This is a genomic window from Streptomyces humidus (assembly GCF_014649655.1).
In the GTDB taxonomy this organism is placed as follows: domain Bacteria; phylum Actinomycetota; class Actinomycetes; order Streptomycetales; family Streptomycetaceae; genus Streptomyces; species Streptomyces humidus.
In genome coordinates, this window is record NZ_BMTL01000037.1 from 13322 (window position 1) to 33264 (window position 19943).

The 19943-nt window shown below is 72.3% G+C and carries 15 protein-coding genes; 13 read left to right on the plus strand and 2 right to left on the minus strand.

The features are described from left to right. The first annotated feature begins 93 nt into the window (after positions 1 to 93). The 11 genes from thrB to IE239_RS33540 all read left to right on the plus strand — a co-directional run bounded on the left by thrB (position 94) and on the right by IE239_RS33540 (position 14050). On the plus strand, positions 94 to 1023 hold the full coding sequence (gene thrB / locus IE239_RS33490; protein ID WP_190153228.1) for a homoserine kinase: 930 nt from the start codon (positions 94 to 96) through the stop codon (positions 1021 to 1023). Positions 1024 to 1428: 405 nt separating this feature from the next. Beyond that, positions 1429 to 3492: a transcription termination factor Rho gene (gene rho, locus IE239_RS33495; protein WP_190153229.1), complete on the plus strand. Its 2064-nt coding sequence runs from the start codon at positions 1429 to 1431 to the stop codon at positions 3490 to 3492. Between the two features lie 146 nt (positions 3493 to 3638). Then, positions 3639 to 5480, plus strand: a complete 1842-nt coding sequence (locus IE239_RS33500; RefSeq protein ID WP_229878517.1) for a trypsin-like serine protease — start codon at positions 3639 to 3641, stop codon at positions 5478 to 5480. Between the two features lie 168 nt (positions 5481 to 5648). Beyond that, a complete protein-coding gene (locus IE239_RS33505; RefSeq protein WP_190153230.1) occupies positions 5649 to 6788 on the plus strand; it encodes an LCP family protein in 1140 nt (379 codons plus the stop codon). A 214-nt stretch (positions 6789 to 7002) separates the two neighbouring features. Next, complete coding sequence (gene rpmE / locus IE239_RS33510; RefSeq protein WP_069769943.1) at positions 7003 to 7227, plus strand: 50S ribosomal protein L31; 225 nt, start codon at positions 7003 to 7005, stop codon at positions 7225 to 7227. Positions 7228 to 7334: 107 nt separating this feature from the next. Further along, the gene (prfA, locus tag IE239_RS33515) at positions 7335 to 8411 is read left to right on the plus strand and encodes a peptide chain release factor 1 (RefSeq protein WP_190153231.1); all 1077 of its coding nucleotides are present in this window, start codon (positions 7335 to 7337) and stop codon (positions 8409 to 8411) included. A gap of 87 nt (positions 8412 to 8498) precedes the next feature. Further along, positions 8499 to 9338, plus strand: a complete 840-nt coding sequence (prmC, locus tag IE239_RS33520; protein WP_069770011.1) for a peptide chain release factor N(5)-glutamine methyltransferase — start codon at positions 8499 to 8501, stop codon at positions 9336 to 9338. 83 nt (positions 9339 to 9421) lie between these two features. Then, on the plus strand, positions 9422 to 10069 hold the full coding sequence (locus IE239_RS33525) for an L-threonylcarbamoyladenylate synthase (protein ID WP_190153232.1): 648 nt from the start codon (positions 9422 to 9424) through the stop codon (positions 10067 to 10069). After that, positions 10066 to 10743 carry an arsenate reductase/protein-tyrosine-phosphatase family protein gene (locus tag IE239_RS33530; protein ID WP_190153233.1) on the plus strand — a complete coding sequence of 226 codons (678 nt, stop codon included), beginning with the start codon at positions 10066 to 10068 and terminating at the stop codon, positions 10741 to 10743. Before IE239_RS33525 ends, IE239_RS33530 begins: the two co-directional genes overlap by 4 nt. 526 nt (positions 10744 to 11269) lie before the next feature. Further along, complete coding sequence (gene glyA / locus IE239_RS33535; RefSeq protein ID WP_190153290.1) at positions 11270 to 12508, plus strand: serine hydroxymethyltransferase; 1239 nt, start codon at positions 11270 to 11272, stop codon at positions 12506 to 12508. Positions 12509 to 12682: 174 nt separating this feature from the next. Further along, positions 12683 to 14050 carry an MraY family glycosyltransferase gene (locus tag IE239_RS33540; protein ID WP_190153234.1) on the plus strand — a complete coding sequence of 456 codons (1368 nt, stop codon included), beginning with the start codon at positions 12683 to 12685 and terminating at the stop codon, positions 14048 to 14050. Between the two features lie 87 nt (positions 14051 to 14137). Here the strand turns inward: IE239_RS33540 and IE239_RS33545 are convergent, their stop codons facing one another. Beyond that, positions 14138 to 15256 carry a methylmalonyl-CoA mutase family protein gene (locus tag IE239_RS33545; RefSeq protein WP_229878518.1) on the minus strand — a complete coding sequence of 373 codons (1119 nt, stop codon included), beginning with the start codon at positions 15254 to 15256 and terminating at the stop codon, positions 14138 to 14140. Further along, positions 15253 to 15477, minus strand: coding sequence for a hypothetical protein (locus IE239_RS33550; RefSeq protein WP_190153236.1), 225 nt, complete (start codon positions 15475 to 15477; stop codon positions 15253 to 15255). Before IE239_RS33550 ends, IE239_RS33545 begins: the two co-directional genes overlap by 4 nt. 317 nt (positions 15478 to 15794) lie before the next feature. Between IE239_RS33550 and IE239_RS33555 the strand changes: the two genes are divergently transcribed. Together IE239_RS33555 and IE239_RS33560 are read left to right on the plus strand one after the other, a co-directional pair. Continuing rightward, positions 15795 to 16565, plus strand: coding sequence for a thioesterase II family protein (locus IE239_RS33555; RefSeq protein ID WP_229878519.1), 771 nt, complete (start codon positions 15795 to 15797; stop codon positions 16563 to 16565). Positions 16566 to 16810: 245 nt separating this feature from the next. Further along, positions 16811 to 19600 (plus strand): LuxR family transcriptional regulator, encoded by a 2790-nt coding sequence (locus IE239_RS33560; RefSeq protein ID WP_190153237.1) that lies wholly within the window; start codon positions 16811 to 16813, stop codon positions 19598 to 19600. Positions 19601 to 19943: the final 343 nt, after the last annotated feature.

Genomic DNA, 19943 nt, shown 5'->3' on the forward strand with positions numbered 1-19943 from the left:
GCCGCAGTGACGCGTCGCCGTCGCGGTCCCGGGTCCTCCCCACGCATCGCCTCTCATTCGACAGTCCCGCAGCTCAAGGAGAGTCATCGCGAGATGGCCGGTCCCGCCTTCCGCGCCGCCCCCGTCCGGGTGCGCGTCCCCGCCACCAGCGCCAACCTCGGCCCGGGTTTCGACGCCTTCGGCCTCGCGCTGGGACTCTACGACGACGTGGTCGTCCGGGTGGCCGACTCGGGGCTGCACATCGACATCGCGGGCGAGGGCAGCGAGACGCTGCCGCGGGACGAGAAGCACCTCCTCGTCCGGTCCCTGCGCACGGCCTTCGACATCCTGGGCGGTCAGCCGCGGGGCCTGGAGATCGTCTGCGCCAACCGCATTCCGCACGGCCGGGGCCTCGGCTCGTCGTCGGCCGCGATCTGCGCGGGCATCGTCGCCGCGCGCGCGGTGACCATAGGCGGGGAGAGCAGGCTCGACGACGCGGCCCTGCTGGAGCTTGCGACCGAGATCGAGGGGCACCCGGACAACGTGGCGGCCTGTCTGCTCGGAGGGTTCACCCTGTCCTGGATGGAGGCGGGCGCCGCGCGGGCGATCAGGATGGAGCCCGCCGATTCCATCGTTCCGGTGGTTTTCGTGCCCGGGAAGCCGGTGCTGACCGAGACCGCGCGCGGACTGCTCCCGCGCTCCGTGCCGCATGTCGACGCTGCCGCCAACGCGGGCCGCGCGGGCCTGCTCGTCGAGGCCCTCACGCGCCGCCCGGAACTGCTGCTGCCGGCCACCGAGGACCGTCTGCACCAGGAGTACCGCGCGCCGGCCATGCCGGACAGCGCGGCGCTGGTGGAGCGGTTGCGCGCGGACCGGATCCCCGCGGTGATCTCCGGCGCCGGCCCCACGGTGATGGCGCTGGCCGACGCGGGAACGGCCGACAAGATCGAAGCCTCGGCCGGCGCGGACTGGGCCGCGAACCGCCTGGCCCTGGACCTGCGAGGGGCGAGCGTGCTGCCCCTGGCGCCCTCCGGCGACATCTAGAAGTGCGCGGTTGCCGGATTTCGAGAGGGGGAATGTTTGTTGGATCCGGTAGTGTTAATCTCAAGTCTGCACCCGACCCCACCATGGCGAGGTGCTTCGTGTCCCCCTCCGGGACAGACATTCTTCCGGGAGCTTCCCAAGCCGCACTGCGTTCCGTACGTCGTACCTGGGCAGTACGCCGTGCAGCGACGCTGAGCGGTCCTCGGGGCACGCTCCGGAATCGGTGCGACCACGCGACGTGACACTGGGTGTCGCGGTTCGTTCAGGAAGCGCCATCACCAGAAATCTCTTCCGCCGCTTCGGCGGACAACCGCCCCGGCTTCGCCACAGCAAGGACCGAAGCCGGACAGCACAAACGGTCGCCGAGCCAGACAGGCCGACGTCCGCTCCAGGGAAGGACCCTTCGTGAGCGACACCACCGATCTGATGGGCGCACGTGTCGAGGAGACCGCTGCCGCGCCCGCCACGGACGCCTCCGCGCCTGCCACCGGTGCGGGCTCCCGGCGGCGCCGCGGTACCGGCCTCGACGGCATGGTGCTGGCCGAGCTGCAGCAGGTCGCATCCGGACTCGGCATCAGGGGCACCGCGCGGATGCGCAAGAGCCAGCTGATCGAGGTCATCAAGGAGGCGCAGGCCGGGGGCAACTCCCAGGCCCCTTCGGGCACCGGGGGAGGCGCCGCCCCCGCGAAGGCGTCTCCCGCTGAGGACGCCGCCGAGACCAAGCCCAAGCGCCGCGCCACCTCCAAGGCGCGCACGGGCGAGTCCGCCGAGAAGAAGGCGGAGACCGCCCCGGCCGAGGCCGCCGCCGAGAAGGCCGTGGCCCAGCAGCAGATCGAGATCCCCGGCCAGCCGGCCGGCGGCGAAGCCCCCGCCGAGCGCCGTCGTCGGCGCGCCACCTCCGAGGCGGGCAGCCCGGAGACGGTCGTCGCCGAGGCGAAGAGCGCCGCGAAGACCGAGGCCCCCGCTCAGGCGCAGACCGAGGCCCAGGGCCAGCCGCAGGGCGACGCCCGCGGTGACGCCGACGGCGCCGAGGGCCGTCGCCGCGACCGCCGTGAGCGCGGCCGCGACCGCGGTGACCGCAGCGACCGCGGCGACCGCCGCAAGGGCGACGAGCAGCAGGGCGGCCAGCAGCAGCGTGGCGGCCCGCAGCAGGGCCAGCAGCAGAGCGGCGGCCGCCAGGACCGCCAGCAGCGTGACAACGGCCCGCGGGCCGACGAGGACGACGACTTCGAGGGCGGCCGGCGTGGCCGTCGCGGCCGTTACCGCGACCGCCGCGGCCGTCGTGGGCGCGACGAGATCGGCGCCCCGGAGCCGCAGCTCGCCGACGACGACGTCCTGATCCCCGTCGCGGGCATCCTGGACATCCTCGACAACTACGCCTTCATCCGTACGTCGGGCTACCTGCCGGGTCCGAACGACGTCTACGTCTCCCTCGCCCAGGTCCGCAAGAACGGCCTGCGCAAGGGCGACCACGTCACCGGCGCGGTCCGCCAGCCCAAGGAAGGCGAGCGGCGCGAGAAGTTCAACGCGCTGGTCCGACTGGACTCCGTGAACGGCATGGCGCCCGAACACGGCCGCGGGCGCCCGGAGTTCAACAAGCTGACCCCGCTGTACCCGCAGGACCGCCTCCGTCTGGAGACGGACCCGGGCGTGCTGACGACCCGGATCATCGACCTCGTGTCGCCGATCGGCAAGGGCCAGCGCGGTCTGATCGTGGCCCCGCCGAAGACCGGCAAGACCATGATCATGCAGGCGATCGCCAACGCGATCACCCACAACAACCCCGAGTGCCACCTGATGGTCGTCCTGGTCGACGAGCGTCCGGAAGAGGTCACCGACATGCAGCGGTCGGTGAAGGGCGAGGTCATCTCCTCGACCTTCGACCGCCCCGCCGAGGACCACACCACGGTCGCCGAGCTCGCCATCGAGCGCGCCAAGCGTCTGGTGGAACTGGGCCACGACGTGGTCGTGCTGCTCGACTCGATCACCCGTCTGGGCCGTGCGTACAACCTCGCCGCGCCCGCCTCCGGCCGCATCCTGTCCGGTGGTGTCGACTCGACCGCCCTGTACCCGCCGAAGCGCTTCTTCGGTGCGGCCCGCAACATCGAGGACGGCGGCTCGCTGACCATCCTCGCCACCGCCCTGGTGGACACCGGGTCCCGCATGGACGAGGTGATCTTCGAGGAGTTCAAGGGCACCGGCAACATGGAGCTCAAGCTCGACCGCAAGCTCGCCGACAAGCGCATCTTCCCGGCGGTGGACGTCGACGCGTCCGGCACCCGCAAGGAAGAGATCCTGCTCGGCAACGACGAGCTGGCCGTCGTCTGGAAGCTGCGCCGGGTGCTGCACGCGCTCGACCAGCAGCAGGCGATCGAGCTGCTGCTCGACAAGATGAAGCAGACGAAGTCGAACGGCGAGTTCCTGCTGCAGATCCAGAAGACGACGCCGTCGCCGGGCAACAACGACTGACGCCCGTCCCGCAGCAGACCGAAGAAGGGCCGCCCCCCTCAGGGGGCGGCCCTTCTCGTGTCGGTGCGCGTTGTTAGGATCACGCTCTTCGCCGGGCTGTTCGAGCCCGTGACGAATCTGATTCCTGATCCCTAGGGGGGGACCGAGTGGGTACACCCACGTCCGGGGGCCGTCGGCACAGACGCAAGCTGCGCATAGCCCTGCCCGTCGCCGCGGCAGGGCTGGCCGCGGCCGTCGCCGGTGCGCTGCTGACCTCGTCCGCCTCGGCCGTCACGGCGCCTCCGAGGCCCGCACACGGCGCGCCGTCGGCCGAGCAGCTCATGGACCGCCTCGCCATCGCCGTGGCCGGTGACGACACGCCGGGCGAAACGGGCAAGTCGTCGCTGAGCGCGAGCGCTGGCACCGCGACCGCCACCGTCGACCCGAAGATCATCGGCGGCACCACGACGACCATCACCACGGCCCCGTGGATGGCGCAGCTCTGGTACGGCGACGACCGCGGCACCGCGACCACCAGCGACGACATCGGCTTCTTCTGCGGCGGCACGGTCGTGTCGCCGACGAAGATCCTCACCGCCGCGCACTGCCTCAGGGACGAGACCGGCAAGAACTACAGCTGGTACTCCCACGGCACCGTCATCACCGGCACCTCGCAGCTGCCGGCCTTCGACAGCAGCGGCAACATCACCGACCTGCACGGCGGCAACCTCAGCGGCGTCTGGCGCCAGTGGAACCACCCGTCGTACAGCCCGTCGACGATCGACAACGACATCGCCGTCCTGACCCTGCCGAACCCGGTCAAGGCCACGCCGATCCGCATGACGACGGCCGCCGACACCGCGTCGTACGCCGCCGGCACCCAGGCCAAGCTCTTCGGGTGGGGCCGCACCAGCTCCGCCACGCAGGACATCTCCGACGTGCTGAAGACGGCCACGCTGCCGATCCGGTCGGACACCGCCTGCGCGGACTACTACGGCGCCGACTTCGTCAAGGGCCACAACGTGTGCGCGGGCGACCCCGCCACCGGCAGCGACACGGGCACCACCTCCGCCTGCAACGGCGACTCCGGCGGTCCGCTGATCGTCAGGAACGCGGCCGGCGAGGACCGGATCGTGGGCGTCGTCTCCTGGGGCGTGAAGGACTGCGTCGAGAGCGGCGCGTACAGCGTGTTCACCAAGGTCTCGACCTACGTCGGCACCGCCTACCCGCGTGTCGCGGACACCAACCTCAACGGTGACCACCTCGCCGACCTGTGGGTGCGCAACGCCTCCACCAAGACCGGCTACGAGCTCGACTCCAAGGCCACCTCGCTCGCCGCGCGCCAGTCCTGGGGCTCCTTCAGCGCCTACAACCTCGTCCTGCAGACCGACCTGGACCGGGACGGCTACCAGGACCTGCTGGTGCGCCGGACGTCGGACGGCGACGTCTTCTGGCAGCACTACCTGCCCTCCACCGACACCTGGGCGACCAAGCTGATCGGCGACAACTGGAAGACCCGCCTGAGCATCGTCGCCCCCGGCGACATGACGGGCGACTACCTGCCCGACATGCTGGCGGTGGACTCCGCGGGCGTGCTGTGGCTGTACCCGGGCAAGGGCAACGGAAGCTTCGGCAGCCCGCTCAAGATCGGCGCGGGCTGGAACAACTTCAACGTGGTGCGCGGTCACGGCGACTTCAACGGCGACGGCGTGACGGACCTGCTCGCGCGCAACAAGAGCACCGGCGCCGTGTACCTGTACCGGGGCCGCGGCGTGCTCGGCACGGCCGTCCTCCAGCCCGCTCTCAAGGTCGCGACCTGGACCAACACGACGTACAACGCCTTCGACACGGTGGGCGACCTGAACAGCGACGGCAAGGCCGACCTGGTGGCCCGCACCCCCGGCGGCACCCTGTACCTGTACAAGGGCACCGGAAGCGCCACGAGTGCGATCTTTGCCACAAGGGTCTCACTCGGGACGGGTTTCCAGCAGTACGACATCTTCGGCTGAGTCCGGCCGAAAACCGCAGGTGAGCGCGGTACTCCTCGCTCACCTGCGTCACGCTCCGTGCCCGGTCCGCTGCGGACCGGGCACGGAGCGTTGTGCAACCCTGTCCCGAGTTTCCCCGTCTGTCCTGGGGGAGTGACGATAGTGAGGTCGCGCGACAGAAGGAGCGATGTGTCCGCCGAGAGCACGCCGGAGCCCGGCATACCGGGTGAGACCGGCACGACGAGCGGGGCCGACGGCAGCAAGGGCCCGCGCCACCGCAGACAGCGGGGCAGGCGCAAGGGGCTGCTGGTCGCCGCATGGACCGCCGCGGGCATCGTGGTGCTGGGCGGCACCGGAGCGGGCTACCTGTACTTCAAGCTCAACGGCAACATCAAGAGCGTCGACATCGACCAGGCGCTGGGCACGGACCGGCCCACCAAGGCCGACAACGGCTCCGAGAACATCCTGGTCCTCGGCTCGGACACCCGCTCCGGCGCCAACAAGAAGCTGGGCGGCGGCGCCGACGACGGCAGCGCCCGCGCCGACACGGCGATGATCATCCACGTGTACAAGGGCCACAAGAAGGCGAGCGTGGTCTCCGTTCCGCGCGACACCCTCATCGACCGCCCCGCCTGCACGGACGCCAGGGGCGTCACGCACGACGCCGCGCACGGCGTGATGTTCAACTCGGCGTACTCGACGGGCGGCGCCGCCTGCGCCGTGAAGACGGTCGAGTCGATCAGCGGCGTCCGCATGGACCACTATCTCGAAGTCGACTTCTCCGGCTTCGAGAAGCTCATCGACGAACTCGGCGGAGTCCCGGTCACCACCACCAAGGCCATCAAGGACCCCGACAGCCATCTGGACCTCAAGGCCGGCACGCACACCCTCGACGGCGAACAGGCCCTCGGCCTGGTCCGCACCCGGCACGGCGTCGGCGACGGTTCCGACCTCGGGCGCATCCAGCTCCAGCAGGCCTTCGTCAAGGCCCTCGTCAGCCAGGTCGGACACGTCGGCCTCCTCACCGGCGGCCCCAAGCTGTACGACCTCGCCGACACCGCCACCAAGGCCGTCACGACCGACTCCCACCTCGGCTCGCTCAAGTCGCTGATGTCGTTCGCGAACGGACTCAAGGGCATCAGCGCCGACCACATGAACATGGTCACGATGCCGGTCCTGTACGACCCGTCCAACCCCAACCGGGTCCTCGTCTCGGAGGCGAAGGCCAAGCAGGTCTGGGCGGCCCTGAAGAACGACCGGCCCATCCCGAAGGCGGCCACCACGGGCAACGCGACGGGCGAGGCGGCCGGGGTCGTGACCGCGTCCTGACGTCTCCTGCCGGCATCCCGGCGTCGTCCTGACGGCGTCGGGGACGCGGGGGCGCAGGGGCCGGCCGGTCCCGGCGGGCCGCCGGGAATAGATCGCCCCACCCCCCGGTTTTGGGGGATGCGGCCAGTCCTGGCAGACTGGTACGTCGGCTCCGGTTCACGCTCGCCGTATCCCGCGGCAGCGACCCGGCGCCCTCCCGAAACTAGGAGACACCTTGAAGCGCGACATTCACCCCGAGTACGTCGAGACGCAGGTCAGCTGCACCTGTGGCGCGTCGTTCACCACCCGCAGCACGATCGAGGGCGGCAACATCCGCGCCGACGTCTGCTCCGAGTGCCACCCGTTCTACACGGGCAAGCAGAAGATCCTCGACACCGGTGGCCGTGTGGCCCGCTTCGAGGCCCGCTTCGGCAAGGCCGCCGCCGGCTCCAAGAAGTAGCGAGCCCCTCTTCGCCGGTCCACGGCAGTGTCCCCGCCCGGGGGCACGCCGGGACCGGCGTTTTTGGTCGCCCGCCCTTCCCCCCGTTCGTCATTCAGGAGCCCACCATGTTCGAGGCCGTCGAGGAGTTGCTCGGAGAGCACGCCGACCTGGAGAAGAAGCTCGCCGACCCGTCGGTCCACGCCGACCAGGCCAACGCGCGCAAGCTGAACAAGCGCTACGCCGAGCTGACCCCCATCGTCGGCACGTACCGCTCCTGGAAGCAGACCGGCGAGGACGCCGAGACCGCGCGCGAACTCGCCGCCGACGACCCCGACTTCGCGGCCGAGGTCAAGGAGCTGGAGAAGCAGCGCGAGCAGCTCACCGAGAAGCTGCGGCTGCTGCTCGTGCCCCGGGACCCGTCCGACGACAAGGACGTCATCCTCGAGATCAAGGCCGGCGCGGGCGGCGACGAGTCCGCCCTGTTCGCCGGCGACCTGCTGCGGATGTACCTGCGCTACGCGGAGCGCGTCGGCTGGAAGACCGAGATCATCGACGCCACCGAGTCCGAGCTGGGCGGCTACAAGGACGTCCAGGTCGCCGTGAAGACCAAGGGCGGCCAGGGCGCCACCGAGCCCGGACAGGGCGTGTGGGCGCGGCTGAAGTACGAGGGCGGCGTGCACCGGGTGCAGCGGGTGCCCGCGACCGAGTCCCAGGGGCGGATCCACACCTCCGCCGCCGGGGTGCTCGTGACGCCCGAGGCCGAGGAGGTCGACGTCGAGATCAACGCGAACGATCTGCGCATCGACGTGTACCGGTCCTCCGGCCCCGGCGGGCAGTCGGTCAACACCACCGACTCCGCCGTGCGCATCACGCACATCCCCACCGGGGTCGTCGCCTCCTGCCAGAACGAGAAGAGCCAGCTGCAGAACAAGGAGCAGGCGATGCGTATCCTGCGCTCCAGGCTGCTGGCGGCGGCGCAGGAGGAAGCCGAGCGGGAGGCCGCCGACGCCCGCCGCAGCCAGGTCCGCACCGTCGACCGCTCCGAGAAGATCCGCACGTACAACTACCCGGAGAACCGCATCTCGGACCACCGGGTCGGCTTCAAGTCGTACAACCTGGACCAGGTCCTGGACGGCGACCTCGACGCGGTGATCCAGGCCTGCGTCGACGCGGACTCGGCCGCCAAGCTCGCAGCCGCGTAGGCGGTGCAGGACGGACGCACGACGAGTACGACACGGAGGACGCGCGTGCAGCAATCATTTGGGGGACGCCCCCCAAGCCCTCGCAGTCTGCTGCTCGCTGAGGTAGCTCAGGCCACCCAGCGGCTGGCCGACGCCGGCGTGCCCTCGCCGCGCAACGACGCGGAGGAGCTCGCCGCGTTCGTGCACGGCGTGAAGCGCGGCCAGCTCCACTCCGTGCAGGACTCCGACTTCGACGCCCGCTACTGGGAGGTCATCGCCCGGCGCGAGCAGCGCGAGCCGCTCCAGCACATCACCGGACGGGCCTTCTTCCGGTACCTGGAACTCCAGGTCGGCCCCGGGGTGTTCGTGCCGCGTCCCGAGACCGAGTCGGTCGTCGGCTGGGCCATAGACGCCGTACGCGCCATGGACGTCGTCGAGCCCCGGATCGTCGACCTGTGCACCGGCAGCGGCGCCATCGCGCTCGCCCTCGCCCAGGAGGTGCCGCGCTCCCGCGTGCACGCCGTGGAGCTGTCCGAGGACGCCCTGCGGTGGACGCGCAAGAACATGGAGGGGTCCAGGGTCGACCTGCGCCAGGGAGACGCCCTGGACGCCTTCCGCGACCTCGACGGGCAGGTCGACCTGGTCGTCTCCAACCCGCCGTACATCCCGCTCACCGAGTGGGAGTACGTCGCTCCCGAGGCCCGGGACTACGATCCCGAACTCGCCCTGTTCTCCGGCGAGGACGGCCTCGACCTGATCCGCGGCATCGAGCGCACCGCGCACCGGCTGCTGCGCCCGGGCGGCGTCGTCGTCATCGAGCACGCCGACACCCAGGGCGGCCAGGTGCCGTGGATCTTCACCGAGGAGCGGGGCTGGGCCGACGCGGCCGACCACCCCGACCTCAACAACCGGCCGCGCTTCGCCACCGCCCGCAGGGCGATGCCGTGAGCGTCGGCCCCGGTACTTTCGACCCGCAGCAGGACGCGCACCCATACGCGCAGAGGTACTTCGTGTACGAGGAGGCTCGCTAAATGGCACGGCGATACGACACCAACGACGCGACCGACCGTGTGACCGGTCTGCGCGAGGCCGCGTCCGCCGTCCGCCGTGGCGAACTCGTGGTCCTCCCGACCGACACCGTGTACGGGATCGGGGCCGACGCGTTCTCCTCGGAGGCCGTCGCCGACCTCCTCGATGCCAAGGGCCGGGGCCGCAACATGCCCACGCCCGTCCTCATCGGCTCCCCGAACACGTTGCACGGGCTCGTCACGGACTTCTCCGAGCTCGCCTGGGAACTGGTCGACGCCTTCTGGCCGGGCGCGCTCACGCTCGTCGCCAAGCACCAGCCGTCCCTGCAGTGGGACCTGGGCGACACCCGCGGCACGGTCGCCGTCCGGATGCCGCTGCACCCGGTCGCCATCGAGCTGCTCACGGAGGTCGGCCCGATGGCGGTCTCCTCGGCGAACCTCACCGGTCATCCCGCGCCGGAGAACTGCGATCGCGCGCAGGAGATGCTCGGCGACTCGGTCTCCGTCTACCTCGACGGCGGCCCGACCCCCGGCAACGTGCCCTCCTCGATCGTCGACGTCAGCCGTGCCGTGCCGCGGCTGCTGCGGGCGGGCGCGATCTCCGCGGACGAGCTGCGGAAGGTCGTACCCGACCTCGAGGTGGCGAATTGACAGCCCCTGACGCGGGGCGTGGCATAGGCAACGGGGAACGTGCCGCGGAGCAGACGACGACGTTCGGGTTTCCGCGCGACACCTTCCGCATCCTCCACGTCAGCACCGGCAACGTCTGCCGCTCGCCCATCACCGAGCGGCTGACCCGGCATTTCGTGTCGCAGAGGCTCGGGGTGCTGGGCGGCGGGCTGATCGTGGAGAGCGCGGGCACCTGGGGCCACGAGGGCGCGCCGATGGAGGCCAACGCGGAGACCGTGCTGGCCGACTTCGGCGCGGACGCCACCGGGTTCACCGGCCGCGAGCTGCTCGACGAGCACGTCATCATGGCCGACCTGGTCCTGACGGCGACCCGCGACCACCGCGCCCAGGTCATCTCCATGGGCCACTCGGCGGGTCTGCGCACCTTCACCCTGAAGGAGTTCACCCGGCTGGTGAACGCGATCGACCCGGCCACCCTCCCCCCGGTGGACGAGGGCGTGGTGATGCGCGCGCGGGCCCTGGTCCGCGCGGCGGCGGCTCTACGCGGGTGGCTCCTGGCCCCGACCCTGGAGGCGGACGAGGTCTACGACCCCTACGGGGCGCCCCTGCCGTTCTTCCGCTCGATCGGCGACGAGATACACCAGGCCCTGGATCCGGTCGTCACGGCCCTGACAGGCGTGCCCGCGCGCGCCTGACACGGACGCGGCCGCACCCCGCCCGGCACCGAGAACCCCGGAGCTGTGCGCACTGCGCGAGAACGGCGCGCGCCGCCCTGGCCGTGCGCTCGCGTCCCGCTCCGCCGGGACGGCGCCGTGCGCCGAGCCGTGTCGCCGGCGTTCACCGGAGGTCTCCGGGCGGACGTGGGAGCAGAGGGCGGCGGAACCGGGCCGGGGCGCGTTCGGCCAGGGAAGCCGCGGCCGCGTCATGCCCCGGGCGGGCCGGCGGGGCCGCACCGGGCGCCGTAGTCGTCGCGGCGTCCGCCGGGCCCCCTGGAGGACGCGGAGGGCGCGGAGGACGTGTGCGGCGGGTCCGGACGGGGGCGCCGCGCCGGGGGTCCGCCGTGACCGCACATGGTGCGGGGTTCCTTCGCGCTGAGCCGTCGGGTGCCGGGGGTCGCGCCGGGCCTCACCGGGTGATCCCGACCGGGCGTCGAGACCGCGCGTGCTGTCCGTGCCGGGCCTACATTGGACGTACGTCACCGTCGACGCCCCGGAGCGCACCATGTCGGTCACCCATGTCCCCGAGGCCGACGTCCTGCGCCGACAGGACCCCGAGCTGGCCGAGATCCTGCTCGGGGAACGGGAGCGGCAGGCGTCGACGCTGCAACTGATCGCCGCCGAGAACTTCACCTCGCCGGCCGTGCTGGCCGCGCTGGGCTCGCCGCTCGTCAACAAGTACGCGGAGGGGTATCCGGGGGCCCGCCACCACGGCGGCTGCGAGATCGTCGACGTCGCCGAACGCATCGCCGTGGACCGCGCCAAGGCGCTGTTCGGGGCCGAGCACGCCAACGTCCAGGCCCACTCGGGGTCCTCGGCCGTGCTGGCGGCCTACGCGGCGCTGCTGCGGCCCGGCGACACCGTCCTCGCGCTCGGGCTGCCCCACGGCGGGCACCTCACCCACGGCTCGCCCGCCAACTTCTCCGGGCGCTGGTTCGACTTCGTCCCCTACGGGGTGGACGCGGAGAGCGGCCTCATCGACCACGAGCAGGTCCGGGCGCTGGCCCGGAGCCACCGGCCCAAGGCGATCGTGTGCGGGTCCATCGCCTACCCCCGCCACATCGACCACGCCTTCTTCCGCGAGGTGGCCGACGAGGTCGGCGCCTACCTCATCGCCGACGCCGCCCACCCGATCGGTCTCGTCGCCGGGGGAGCGGCGCCCAGCCCGGTGCCGTACGCCGACATCGTCTGCGCCACGACGCACAAGGTGCTGCGCGGACCGCGCGGCGGAATGATCCTCTGCGGCGGCGACCTGGCCGAGCGGGTGGACCGCGCCGTGTACCCGTTCACCCAGGGCGGCGCGCAGATGCACACCGTCGCCGCGAAGGCGGTCGCGTTCGGCGAGGCGGCGACACCGGCGTTCCGTGTGTACGCCCACCAGGTGGTCGCCAACGCGAGAGTGCTCGCCGCCGCTCTGGAGAGCGAGGGGCTGACCGTCACGACCGGCGGGACCGACACCCATCTCATCACCGCCGACCCTGCCCCCCTCGGCGTCGACGGCCGTGACGCGCGGGGACTGCTCGCGGCCGCCGGGATGGTGCTGGACTGCTGCGCCCTGCCGCACGCGCACGCCCGCGGCCTGCGCCTGGGCACCGCCGCGCTCACCACGCAGGGCATGGGGGAGCAGGAGACCAGACGGATCGCGGCGCTGCTGGCGGGGGTGCTGCGGGGTGACATCGAGGGCCGGAAGGCCCGCGAGGAGGTGCGCGAACTCACCCACGCGTTTCCGCCGTATCCGGGCTGAACCGGGGTAGGCGTGGCCCGTGCGCACCCGCTCGCGCACCCCCCGTGCACCCCTGCGCACAGACTCACGTGAAACCATCGTCACTACCCGGCAGTCCTCACACATATGCGCCGTGCGGCAGACGATCGCTAGGGTGTGGGACTGAGATGGCCAGCGAGACCTGTGGGGAAGCCTGTGCGTGAATACCTGCTGACGCTCTGCATCACGGCCGCGGTGACGTATCTGCTGACAGGGCCGGTGCGCAAGTTCGCGATCGTGGCCGGGGCGATGCCGGAGATCAGGGCCCGTGACGTGCACCGGGAACCCACTCCGCGGCTCGGCGGGATCGCCATGTTCTTCGGTCTGTGCGCCGGGCTGCTGGTCGCCGACCACCTGACCAACCTCAACGAGGTCTTCGAGAAGTCGAACGAGCCGCGCGCCCTGCTCTCGGGAGCGGCGCTGATCTGGCTGATCGGCGTCCTGGACGACAAGTTCGAGATCGACGCGCTGATCAAGCTGGGCGGCCAGATGATCGCCGCCGGCGTCATGGTCATGCAGGGGCTGACGATCCTGTGGCTGCCCATCCCGCTCGTGGGCACGGTCGCGCTGACCCAGTGGCAGGGCACCCTGCTCACGGTGGCGCTGGTCGTCATCACCATCAACGCGGTGAACTTCGTGGACGGCCTCGACGGCCTCGCCGCCGGCATGGTGTGCATCGCGGCGGCCGCGTTCTTCATGTACGCCTACCGCATCTGGTACTCGTACGGCATCGAGGCCGCCGCCCCGGCGACGCTGTTCGCGGCGATCCTGATGGGCATGTGCCTGGGCTTCCTGCCGCACAACATGCACCCCGCGCGGATCTTCATGGGTGACTCGGGCTCGATGCTGATCGGGCTGGTGCTGGCCGCGGGCGCGATCAGCATCACGGGCCAGGTCGACCCCGACGTGATGAAGCTGTTCTCGGGGTCCGAGCGCAACGCCGTCCACCAGATGGTGCCGGTCTACATCCCGCTGGTGATGCCGCTGACGATCATCGCGATCCCGGCCGCCGACCTCGTCCTGGCGATCGTGCGGCGCACCTGGCGCGGCCAGTCGCCGTTCGCGGCGGACCGCGGGCATCTGCACCACCGGCTGCTGGAGATCGGCCACTCGCACAGCCGCGCGGTGCTGATCATGTACTTCTGGTCGGCGCTGATCGCGTTCGGCGCGCTGGCCTACTCGGTCAACTCGGCGTCCATGTGGATCGTCCTCGGCGTCGTGGCGCTCAGCGCGGTCGGCCTGGGGCTGCTTCTGCTGCCGCGGTTCACGCCGCGCACGCCGCGCTGGGCCGAGGCCTTCGTCCCGCCGCGCTACCGGCGGCGCCGGGCCGAGGCGCGCGCCGGGTCCGCTCTCACGGCGGCCGCCGCCGCGGGCGCACCGGTCGCCGTGGGAGCGGCCCCGGTCGAGCGGACGCCGCAGTCGGTCCCGGCCCGCGAGCCGGGCACACACCGCAAGCTGAACGGCAGCACCGCCCTGTCGGAGCGGACCGCGCGGGTGCGTACCCAGGAGCGCGAGCGGGCGTAGGGCGGCGCGAGCGGGCGTAGGGCGCGGCGCGCCGGCCGGAGCGGGGCCGGTCCGCGATCGCGCCCGACAGCGGGGCCGGTCCGCGGTTCAGCCCAGGCCCGGGGCCCAGGCCGTGTGGAGGGTGGCGCAGACCTCGCCCACGGTGGCCCGCGCGGCCAGCGCCTCCTTCATGGGGTAGAGAACGTTGTCGTCGCTCTCCGCGACGCTGTGGAGGCGGCGCAGGGCCTCGTCCACGGCGGTCTGGACCCGCCAGGCGCGCAGTTTGGCCAGCCGTTCGCTCTGGCGGGCCCGCAGGGCGTCCGCGGCCGGGTGCGCCCTCGGGGCGGGACGGGGTGCGGGGCGGCCGGCCCTCCGGTCGAGCCCGAGGAGCGTGAGCGCCCCGCCCTGCCGGTCGGTGTGCGCCAGGAGAGCCAGCGCCCCGTCCTCCACGGCCGAGGCGAGCAGGCGGGGGCGGTGCGGAGCGGGGGGCGGGTCGAGCCGGGGGTGCTGGACGTACATCCGGGGGGCGGGCAGGCCGGGTGCGACGCGCTCGCGCGTGGTCCGGGCCCAGACCCCGCGTGCGGCCCGTAACTTCGCCCGGCTCTCGCGGGCGGTGGCCCCCGCGGTGAGGCAGATGCTGAACCGGGCGGCCACCGCGTGCGCGTCCAGGCCGGCCGCGGTGGCCGCCCGCAGGTACTCGATGCCGCCCGCGACGGTGCGGGCGATCTCCAGCGCCGGGTCCGCGCCCGGTCCGGCCAGGCGGTGGCCGCAGACCGAGAGGCTCTGCCAGCGCGGCAGCTCGGCCAGGCCGTAGGCGACCACGTCCATGGCCAGTCGCAGCCTCGACCGCAGAGGGAGCCCGCCCGACCCGCGGTCCGGCACACCGCGGAAGACGTCGTTGCGGACCGCCCCGGCGAGCCGGCGGGCAGGGGTGCCGTGCTCCTCGGCGACGAGCTGGTAGAGGAGCAGGAGCGGGGCCGCCGAGGCGTCGGCGGCCAGCGTGGGGAAGATCCGCGCCAGCCGGAGTCCGCCGAACAGCACCCGCATGTCGTCGATCGAGTCGACGGGCACCCCGCAGCGGCCGACCAGACCTCGGGCGTTGGGCGCGTCGGAGTCCAGGCCGGCCCGGGTGGCCAGGTCGAACACGACCGGCACGGTCCTGGCGCCGGCCCCCACCCGGCGCCGGAACCCGGCGTTGACCTCGCCCGCGGCGCCGAGAACGCTCACGGACACCACCACCCGGGCCGGACGGCGAAGGGCGGGACGACGACGGGCCGGACGGCGGCGGGGCGGGCCACGGCACAGCGGGCCATGGCGGGGCGGGCGGCGACCGGGGCGGCGGCTGTGTCTGTGGCGGCGGCTGTTTCCGTGGCGACGGTGATCGGCCGACCGCCGGTGTCGCGGCGGTCGGCGGTGCGCAGGCGGGCGTCCGGTCCGTGCCGACTCAATCCAGCCCCCTCCCCCCGCCCCGCCCGCCGGTCCGCGGCGGCCGTGTGCCTCCCAGCCTGATCGACCGCCCCGACCGACGGAACCCCTATTCCGCACCCCGGACGCACGTCCCCGTCGAAGGCCAACGCCGCCCCGCCCGCGCCGACCGAGCCCGACGGCGCACGCGCTGCTGCGGGCGACGTCCGTCCGGTTCGGCCGGGTAGGGGGGTACGGGTTCGAATAGGGGTTGTCGGGGCCGCCGGGGGTCACGAAGCATGGGGCTCGAGACGACAGGCCCCTGGGGCGCAGTCCGACGGCCACCTGTACGAAAGGTTCCATGGTGAGTGCCCACCGCGTTGACGAGAACCTGTGGATCCGACGGTTCCACCCGGCGCCCTCCGCGGCCACGAGGCTCGTGTGCCTCCCGCACGCCGGCGGATCGGCCTCGTACTTCTTCCCGGTCTCCAGCACGCTGGCCCCCGCGGTCGACGTGCTCGCCGTCCAGTACCCCGGTCGCCAGGACCGGCGGCACGAGGCCTGTGTCGACAACATCCCCGACCTGGCGGACGCGGTGACGGCCGCACTGCTCCCGGTGGCCGACCGGCCACTGGTGCTCTTCGGCCACAGCATGGGCGCCGTCCTCGGGTTCGAGGTGGGGGCGCGGCTGGAGAAGGCGGGCGTCGTGCCGCTGGCACTGTTCGCCTCGGGCCGGCGCGCTCCCTCCCGTCACCGCGACGAGAACGTGCATCTGCGCAGCGACGACGGGATCGTCGCCGAACTCAAGGCGCTGAGCGGGACACAGGCCGCGGTGCTGGCGGACGAGGAGATCCTGCGCATGGTGCTGCCCGCCGTGCGCAGCGACTACAAGGCGGTCGAGACCTACCGGCACACCGGCGGGCTGCGGCTCGCGGTGCCGATCCACGCGCACTTCGGGGTGGACGATCCCCTGGTCACCCGCGACGAGGCGCAGGCCTGGGCGGACCACACGAGCGGGGACTTCACGCTGCACAGCCATCCCGGCGGGCATTTCTATCTCGACGAGCAGGCTCCGCGGGTCATCGAGGCGATCGCCCGCGTGACGTCAGCGCATTCGCGCCCGGTTATCTGAGCTATCTGAGCGCTTACCGCGAACTTGTCTTTTCCCTTTCCGTCCGGGCCGGCAGATCGGTTGGCCGGATTTCCACCATGCCTGTCCGAAGCTTTTCGCCTGTTGACATCGGAGATGGCCGGATGATTCAATCATGCGGGTTTGTGGCGTTTATGGAGAGGTGAACTGCCAAGAGTAATTAATTCCTCCCGTTGCGCGCCGCGGCCTCTGAATTGTTCCGATGGATACGGGGTGCTTGACAATTCATGGTGCTGATCGGGCGAGGCAAGGAAATCGACCGAACTCTCGCATCGTTCGACTCGGTCCGCTCCACCGGCAGGTCGCGGACGGTACTCGTCGAGGCGTCGGCGGGATGCGGCAAGACCGAGCTCCTGGGAGAGCTCGTCCGGCACGTGGAGTCGCTCGGGCACACCGTTCTGCACACCACCGCGACCGCGGAGGAGAGGGGCACCTCCCTCAGCGTGATCCGCAGCCTGGTCAACGGCGCCCCCTTCCCGGACGACCTGGTGCGCCGCTTCCACACCATGGGCGACACGGTGGCCCGCAGGATCGCGGCGGACGGCCACGACGAGGCCCGCCGGGACGCCGCCTGGTACGAACTGATGCGGACGTTCTGCACCCAGGTGCGCACGCTCGCCCGCCGCGAGCCCGTCGTGGTGGCGGTCGACGACATCCATCACGGAGACGCCGACTCCCTGCGTCAACTGCTCCACCTGGCCCGGCACTGCAGCGATCTCCCGGTGCTGCTGGCCTTCACCCGGCCGCTCGTCGGCGAGCCGGCAGGCCCCGGCTTCGGGGCTGAGCTGCTCCGGCAGCCGAACCTCGACCGGGTGCCGCTGTCCCGGTTCGACGTGCGGGGCGTCACCGCCTTCCTCGCCGAACTGGGACACCCGGTCGCCGACGCCGACACGGCCGAGCGGTTCACGCAGCTCAGCGGCGGCAACCCGCTGCTGCTGCGCGCCCTGCTGGAGGACGCCCGGCCGGAGCCCTGGGGCTCCCCGGGGCCGTCCCACGACCCGTCGGCGGCGCCGAGAGCCGGGCAGGCCTACGGCAGGGCCGTCGCCGCGTGTCTGGACCGCAGCGGAGAGAAGGTGCGCGAGGTCGCCGGCGGGCTGGCCGTGCTCGGCGCCGAGTCCACCCCCGCCCTGCTCTCGCGCCTGCTCGACGTCTCCGCCGCCGAACTCACCGAGAACCTCCAGGCGTTGCGCGGGGCCGGCATCGTGTCCGCCGCCTCCTTCCAGCATCCGGCTGCCGAGCGGGCCGTCCTGGACTCCCTGGAGCCCTCCCGCCTGCTGGAGCTGCACCGGCGCTCCGCCGAACTGCTGCACGCCTTCGGCGCCCCGCCCGCCCTGACCGCCGAACACCTCCACCGGGCGGGACGGGCCGACGGCGCCTGGGCGGTCGGCGTGCTCCGGCAGGCCGCCGAACAGGCGCTGCTGGAGGACGGCGCTGACCGGGCCGTCTCCTACCTGGAACTGGCCCACGCCGCCGGCGAGGATCCGCTGGTCCGCGCCGAGATAAAGATCAGGCTCGGCTCGGTCGCCCGCCGGATCAGCGTCGCCGACGCGGAACGCCACGTCGACGACGCGCTGCGGGTGGTCAGGACGGGCCGGGTCGATCCGTCGGACGCGGGCGGACTCGGTGAACTGCTGCTCGCCCACGGCCGGTTGGGGCAGGCGCGCACCCTGATGGACCAGGGTCGGCGGCCCGCCGTCGAGACCGGGGGCGGCCGCCCCGCCCGCACTGCCCCCGCGGCCCAGCGCCCGCCCGTCGACGGCCCGGGCGTCGTCGTCCGGTTCGGCGGCCCGGCGGCGGGCCGCCAGTCGCGGCACATCACCCGCGCCGAGGGCCTCCTGCAGATCACCCGGCTCACCGACACCACCTTCGACGTCGTCGTCGACGCCGTCCGGACGCTGCTCGGACTCGGCGCCGTGGCACGGGCCCTGCACTGGTGCGACACGTTCCTGGGCGAGGCGGCGGTGCGGGAGGCGCCCGGCTGGGAGGCCGCCTTCGCGGCCGTCCGCTCCGAGGCCGCCCTGCACGCCGGCGACCTGGCCGAGGCCGAGCGCGACGCGAACCGCTGTCTCGCGCTGCTGTCCCAGCGTCGCCGGTCGGCCTTCGAGGCGGCGGCGATCGCCCGTCTGGTGACGGTCCATGTCGCCCGCGGCGACCGCGCGAAGGCGGCCCGGCTGCTGAGCCGCCCGGTGGCGGACTCCCTGCCGGACACCGTCCACTGGCTCCACTATCTGCGAGCCCGCGGGCTCTACCACCTCGCCGCCCGGCAGTACGACTCCGCCCTGCGGGACTTCCACGAGGTGGGCCGCGTCGCCGTGCGATGGGGCACGGACCGTCCCGCCCTGCTGCCCTGGCGCACGGACGTCGCCGAGGTCCTGCTGCGACTCGGCGAACGGGCTCACGGGCACCGGCTGGCCACGGAGCAGTTGTCCCTCGTCCAGCACGGCGCACCGCGCGCCCGGGGCGTCTCGCTGCGTCTGCAGGGCCTGGCCGGCAAGCCCGGAGCGCGGCTCGCCCTGCTCAACCGGGCCGCCGTCGAACTGAACCGGGCCGGCGACCCGCTGGAGCTGTGCCGCACCCTGTTCGACCTGGCCGACGCCTACCGGCAGGCCCGGCAGACCCGGCAGGCGGCGGGCGTCCTGCGCCGTGCGCGGCTGCTGGCCGAGAGCTGCGGACTGGAGCCGCCCCGGGACCGGATCGGGCTGCACGACACCCTGGACGCCCCGGTGGAGGGGGCCTCCGCGGAGCCGCCCCAGCAGCCCGGGCAGCCCGGTCCGCCTGAGCCGCCCGGCGGGCCACCCCGACCGCCCGGACCGCACGCCGACTGGGAGCACCTCAGCGGGTCCGAACGCCGGGTGGCGAGCCTGGCCGTCGGCGGACACACCAACCGGGAGATCTCCGCACGGCTGCACATCACGATGAGCACGGTCGAGCAGCATCTGACACGTGTCTACCGCAAACTCGGCATCACCGGACGTGAGGATCTGATCTCGGAATTCCTCACGGGCGTCCAGATATGAGGAGCCGACGGATATGGGGAGCGGCCGTAATGAGGAGCGGCCGTTATGAGAGGTGTCCGGTGGTGAGGGGCGGGCGGATGTGACCGCGGCCGGGGCCCCGTGCGCGCTCCCCGCAAGGTAAGAATCTGACTAGAGCATTGCCAAGTCGTGGGGGAAGGCTGGGTGGGCAAACAGCGGCAATACCAGACAAGACGCCCGTGATTCCGCACAGACGCGCACGGCCACTCTCATGTGTGACAGTGAGCACACTCCATAGGTAAAGACCTCATCAAATAGTTTGTGATACGGTTCACGAGTACCCCCGGACAGAGCCGCTGGACCGCATCACGACGGTCCGTCGGAG